Source organism: Rhizobacter sp., assembly GCF_031412495.1.
In the GTDB taxonomy this organism is placed as follows: Bacteria; Pseudomonadota; Gammaproteobacteria; order Burkholderiales; family Burkholderiaceae_C; genus Schlegelella_A.
This window is the reverse complement of record NZ_JANODC010000010.1, coordinates 1-4,652: the sequence shown is the minus strand read 5'-3', so window position 1 is coordinate 4,652 and position 4,652 is coordinate 1. Positions and strand designations below refer to the sequence as shown.

At 68.3% G+C, this 4,652-nt stretch carries 6 protein-coding genes; 2 read left to right on the top strand and 4 right to left on the bottom strand.

All coding sequences use genetic code 11. From position 1 onward, the window contains the following. Positions 1 to 147, top strand: a 147-nt coding sequence (locus tag AC30N0_RS00470) for an aldehyde dehydrogenase family protein (RefSeq protein ID WP_489515980.1), incomplete at its 5' end; no start/stop codon positions are given. 36 nt (positions 148 to 183) lie between these two features. Here the strand turns inward: AC30N0_RS00470 and AC30N0_RS00465 are convergent. The 3 genes from AC30N0_RS00465 to AC30N0_RS00455 all read right to left on the bottom strand — a co-directional run bounded on the left by AC30N0_RS00465 (position 184) and on the right by AC30N0_RS00455 (position 3,240). Next, complete coding sequence (locus AC30N0_RS00465) at positions 184 to 1,191, bottom strand: ABC transporter substrate-binding protein (protein WP_489515979.1); 1,008 nt, start codon at positions 1,189 to 1,191, stop codon at positions 184 to 186. Between the two features lie 13 nt (positions 1,192 to 1,204). Next, the gene (locus tag AC30N0_RS00460) at positions 1,205 to 2,125 is read right to left on the bottom strand and encodes a LysR family transcriptional regulator (protein ID WP_489515978.1); all 921 of its coding nucleotides are present in this window, start codon (positions 2,123 to 2,125) and stop codon (positions 1,205 to 1,207) included. 191 nt (positions 2,126 to 2,316) lie between these two features. Next, positions 2,317 to 3,240, bottom strand: coding sequence for a LysR family transcriptional regulator (locus tag AC30N0_RS00455; protein ID WP_489515977.1), 924 nt, complete (start codon positions 3,238 to 3,240; stop codon positions 2,317 to 2,319). Positions 3,241 to 3,369: 129 nt separating this feature from the next. Here AC30N0_RS00455 and AC30N0_RS00450 point away from each other — a divergent pair, with 129 nt between their 5' ends. Next, positions 3,370 to 4,326, top strand: coding sequence for a Bug family tripartite tricarboxylate transporter substrate binding protein (locus AC30N0_RS00450; protein WP_489515976.1), 957 nt, complete (start codon positions 3,370 to 3,372; stop codon positions 4,324 to 4,326). A 100-nt stretch (positions 4,327 to 4,426) separates the two neighbouring features. Here the strand turns inward: AC30N0_RS00450 and AC30N0_RS00445 are convergent. Then, positions 4,427 to 4,652 (bottom strand): Hsp20/alpha crystallin family protein (locus tag AC30N0_RS00445; protein WP_489515975.1); only part of this gene is annotated, 226 nt, incomplete at its 5' end.

Genomic DNA, 4,652 nt, shown 5'->3' with positions numbered 1-4,652 from the left:
TACGGCTGCACCTGGATCAACACCCACTTCATGCTCGTCAACGAGATGCCGCACGGCGGGCTGAAGAGCAGCGGCTACGGCAAGGACATGGGCATGTACGCGCTCGAGGACTACACGGTGGCGCGGCACGTGATGGTGAAGATGTGAGCGCGGCAGCCGCGGCTGCCGGGACGCGGCAGCGCCTTACTCGATCACCTCGTTCGCACGCAGCATCAGCAGGTTCGGAATCGCGATCGCCAGCGCCCGGGCCGTGCGCAGGTTGAGCGTGAGCTCGTAGCTGCTCGCCTGCTCGACCGGCATCCGCGCGGGGTCCGCGCCGCGCAGGATGCGGTCGACGTAGTCGGCGGCGCGACGCGCGATCTCGTTGGCGTTCGCGGCGTAGCTGAGCAGGCCGCCGGCCGTCGTGAACGAGCGCACGAACGAAAAGGACGCCAGCCGATGCGTCATGGCGAGGCCGGCGGCATGGTCGGTGTCCAGGCTGGGCTGCACGAACACCGCGTCGGCGCGCGAGGCCCGCCAGGTTGAAAACGCCCCGACATACTCCTCCGGGCTGCGCACGGGCACCGTGACGAGCCGGATGTCGAGCAGTCGGGCGGCCTCTGTCATCGTCTTCATCAGCACCGGCGTGAACGGGTCGGCCGCGTTCGACAGCACGCCGATGCGCTTCGTCGAGCCGCGCAGCTCCCGCACCAGCTCGAGAGACTTGCTGGCGAGCGTCGCCCCCGGCACGGTGATGCCGGTGACGTTGCCGCCCGGGGCAGCGAGCGAGTTTGTCAGGCCGCTCGTCACCGGGTCGACGGCGGCGCCGGCCATCACGACGGGCAGGCTCGAAGAAGCTTCCCTCGCCGCCAGCACCGCCGGCGTGAGGAAGGCCAGGATCAGGTCGACCTTCAGCGCGACGAGTTCGGCCGCATGCGTTGCCAGCGCCGGTGGCGTGCTTGCGACGCGTTGCTCGACGCCGAGGTTGTCGCCCTGCCGCCAGCCGAGTTGCCGAAGGCGCTCGAGCACCGCGGCAATACGGGGCAGCTGCTGGTGGGGAAGGAGCACGCCGATCCGCGCCGCGCGCTGCGGCTGCGCGACCAGCAGGGCTGGGAGGCAGGCGCACGACGCCGCCAGTGCCAGGGCGACCCTTCGCTCCCGCCGCCGTCGAATCTCGGGCTCGGCCGGGTTGCGGGAGGCAGACGGCGTCACGCTCGGCCCCCTCTCACGCCCGGCGCAGCCTCGACTGCTCCCTCGCCATCTCGATGAACTCCGCCGCCACGGGCTTGAGCCCCGAGCCGCGCCGCCAGACGAGGCCGACATCGATGGTGGGCACGTCGTCGCGCAGGCGCCGCGCCTCGACGTGCTCGGCATCGAGCGTCCAGGGCCGGTAGAGGAAGTCCGGCAGCAGCGCGATGCCGGCGCCGGCCCCGACGAGCGAGCGCACCGCCTCCAGCGACGAGGTGCGCAGAAGCACGCGCGGCTTGAGCTGGTGGCGGGCCCAGAGGCTCGTCAACAGCTCGTCGATGCGATCGGCCTCGAGCACGATCTGCTCGCAGTCCGCGCACTCCGCCAACGTGATCTCCTCGGCCGCGGCCAGCCCGTGGTTGGCCGGCAGCCAGACGCGGTTGGGGCTGCGCGTGAGGGTCTCGCAGACCATCGCCTGCGGCTCGCTGAGCGCGTTGCTGACCATGATGGCGACATCGAGCTCGCCGTTGATCAGCAGATGCTCGAGGAAGCGCGGTGCGTCCTCGGTCACGGAGACCTGGACGTCGGGGCAGGCGCGCCGGAAGCGGCCGAGCAGCTCGCTCAGGTAGTAGCCGGCGACGAGGCTCGTCACCCCGACCGACAGGACGCCGGACAGGGCCGATGCCTCCTCGCCTGCGTGCAGGCGCAGGGCATCGGCCACCGAGCCGATCACCTTGCGGGCGCTGACGAGGAACCGGTGTCCCTGCGGCGTCAGGCTCATGCCCTTGGAGCTGCGCGCGAACAGGCTGCTGCCGAGCTCGGCCTCGAGATCCAAGAGGCTCTTGGTCAGCGCACTCTGCGCGATGTCGAGCATGCGCGAGGCCGACGCCACCGAGCCGCTCTCGGCCACGGCGACGAAGTAGCGAAACTGCCGCAGCGTGACGTGACGATGGCTCATCAAGAGGCGATGCCGGAACGGACCACATCGGGAGTTTGCCCGACGGGCTGGCGTGCGGCCGCCCGGCATGCCCTGTAAGCCGCCTTCACGGCGCTGTTGCTGTCTTCGGAGGAGTCGGCTGCAGCGACGGCGCCGGCCTAGTCCGGCAGATCGGGCCAGCCGACCCGCTAGGGCTTACGGCAAGGACAGGATCAACCTCGTCCTGTCCCGGTCGCCGCATCAGGGACCCGCTTGACCGCAGCGGTCAGATGAGACCAGAACGACGTCACGGCCCTGGACAAGGGCGTGTCTGCACGTCGGTACATGCCGACTGAGACTGCCGGGAGTGGTTGGGCGATGGGAAGCTGAACAAGGCTGGACCGAGCCAGGGGATGTCGAAGCATTTGCGGGACCAGCAGTCCGAGAAGGTCACTGTTGAGCATCAGACCGAGCGTCAATGCCAGGGATTCGCAGTGGACGCGATGCACAGGGAGCGGCAACCCCTCTGCCAGGAACGCCTCTTCCAGAACGCCGCCTGATCCGGGCGGTCTGTAGATCAACCACTCCCCGGTGTGCAAGTCGCCCAGTGAACGCACTGAAGCGAGCGGGTGACCGCGACGCGCGGCGACGACAAGGCGTGTCCTGAGCAGGGGCCGATATTTCAATCCGGGCGCGTCTTCGGGGTTGACCCGTTGAGCAAGTGCCACGTCGATCTTGGCATCGCGCACCAGAGGCAGCAGGGTCCGCCCTGGACCCTCGACGACGAGGATCCGATCGTCCGGGTGCTCGGCCCGATATCGGACGATGGCGTCGACTGCAAACAGCGCGGCAGGTGCCGAGCCGACGCCGATGCGCAAGGACGCACCGTGCTCGCCGCCAAGCGCGGCGACCTCCTCGCGTGCCTGCTGCAACTCGGTCTGGGCGATCCGTGCCCGGGCCGAAAATGCCCGTCCTGCGGCAGTGGGTGTGACACCGCCGGTCGTGCGATGCAGAAGCTCTGCGCCGAGCTCGATCTCGAGCATGCGGATGCTCTTGGTCACCGCGGGCTGCGAGACGCCCAGAACCCGGGCTGCGCCCCGAATGCTTCCGCAGTCGATCACCGTCATCAAGTCGCGAATCTGGTTCAGCCGCAGCACGTCATAACCCTGTGGTTATCGCCGTAATCCTCTGCATTCTTACGCAAAGGGCTTGGATGGCATACCTTCCGCAGCAGGCATCACCTGCCGCGTGTTTGCAGCCATCCACCAGCTTTCGCGGAGTCATCGATGAAGCACAGTCACCCATCCCTGGCCGCCGCAGCGTTGACCGTGCTCCTGGCATGGGTCGGTGCGTGCGCGACAGCCAGCGCTCAGACGATTCGCATGGTGGTGCCCACGCCCGCCGGGGCCGCGGCGGACGTCATGGCACGGGTGCTCGCCGAGCACATGGCCCGCTCGCTGGGACAAACGATAGTCGTCGACAACAAGCCGGGGGCCTCCGGTGTCATCGCGATGGAATCGGTCCTCAACTCCGAACCGTCGGCAACTGTGCTGCTCGTGGCCGGGCTCGACCACCTCGTCTATGGCCCTGCAGCGATGGGTCGAAGGGCCTGGAGCCCGCTGGACGACGTCGTGCCGCTCGGCTTCGTCAACTCGGACCGCTGGGTGGTGGTAGGCAATCCTCAGAGCGCCGGGGATTGGAAGACCATGGTGCAGACCTCTCGCCAGCGGCCGCTGCGCTGCGCAAACGGCGGCTCGGGGACCACGCAGCACGCGGTGTGCGGGTGGTTCGCGAGGAGAGTGGGCCTGGAGGTCGACCACGTGCCGTACAGCCAGCCATTCATGCCCGATCTGGTCGGCGGTCGCGTCGACATCGCAACCATGCCGGTGCCCGGCGCTGCGAGCCTACTGCAATCGGGGCGGATCAAGGGTGTGGCCCTCTTGTCGAAGGAACGGCACCAGGCGATTCCGGAGGTTCCGACATCCTCGGAGTTGAACCGTCCGGACCTCGTGTTCGAAGCGGGGTTGGCGATCTACACGCGGGTGGGAACTTCGCAGGCTGCGGTCGAGCAGCTGCATGCAGCGCTCTTGAAGGCGCAATCCGATGAATCCATGAAGAAGCGTTATTCAGAACTCGGCGTGGACACTGCGCCGATGAGCCTCTCGGAAGCGAAAACCTTGCTGAGACAGCGGATCGCGCTCAATGATGCAGTGAGAGCAGAAGCCTTCGGACAGGCTCGTTAGCCTCAACCGCCTGCTTGGTCGACTCGACCACGACGGGTGCCGTGCGGCCGCCCCGTCCGCTCGGCACCCCGCGCGCGCGAACGCGCGCGGGGCACTGCCGTCACCGGACGTTGACCTCGATGCGGCGCGGCTTGGCCGCTTCGGACTTCGGGATGTGCATGTGCAGGACGCCGTCGCGGAGGCTGGCCTCGATCCTGGCCGAGTCGAGCTCGCGGCTCAGCGTGAAGCTGCGCCGGAACAGCGGCGTGCGCAGCTCGCTGTGCAGCAGCTCGATGTGCTCGGGCACCTGCACCTCGGCGGCGCCTTCGATCGTCAGGTTCTCGCCG